The sequence below is a fragment of the Stenotrophomonas sp. INTA L402-1 genome, from assembly GCF_059295135.1.
Genome location: NZ_JCAFWP010000214.1, coordinates 1 through 553 on the forward strand (window position 1 = coordinate 1; position 553 = coordinate 553).

The 553-nt window shown below is 47.0% G+C and carries 1 protein-coding gene and 1 pseudogene; one reads left to right on the forward strand and one right to left on the reverse strand.

What is annotated here, in order from left to right; all coding sequences use genetic code 11:
* Positions 1-215: pseudogene (locus tag AC5O77_RS22415) on the forward strand (YihA family ribosome biogenesis GTP-binding protein); the annotation flags it as partial.
* Positions 216-383: 168 nt separating this feature from the next.
* Here AC5O77_RS22415 and spfP read toward each other — a convergent pair.
* A complete protein-coding gene (gene spfP / locus AC5O77_RS22420) occupies positions 384-431 on the reverse strand; it encodes a small protein SpfP (protein ID WP_071892919.1) in 48 nt (15 codons plus the stop codon).
* Between the last annotated feature and the right edge of the window lie 122 nt (positions 432-553).

Genomic DNA, 553 nt, shown 5'->3' on the forward strand with positions numbered 1-553 from the left:
TGCTGGTGCTGCTGACCAAAGCGGACAAACTGGCAAGCGGCGCACGTAAAGCGCAATTGAATATGGTGCGTGAAGCGGTGCTGGCGTTTAACGGTGATGTGCAGGTTGAAACGTTCTCTTCACTGAAGAAACAAGGCGTGGACAAGCTGCGGCAGAAACTGGATACCTGGTTTAGCGAGATGCAGCCTGTAGAAGAAACGCAGGACGGCGAATAATTTTCTTGCCTTAATGCTTGTGCCGGATGTGGCGTATCCGGCCCGTAAATTCAATAGATTACACTTCTACCGTTGGCCTGATAAACAGGGCGCATCAGGCATTACGGAGCTTTTCTTTCGCCCAATAAAAAACGCCCCAGTCATTACTGACTGGGGCGGCTAAAATATTCAGCCAAATCCGATTACGTGAAGTAAAAGGTCTGAAAGATAGAACATCTTACCTCTGTACCCTACGCGACTAACTTTACTCTTTTTTGTTCAGTTCAGAAAGCACTTTTTGTAATTTTTTTTCAGTTGTTGCAGAGGAAGTTCTAATAGCCCGCACCAAACGGGACAGC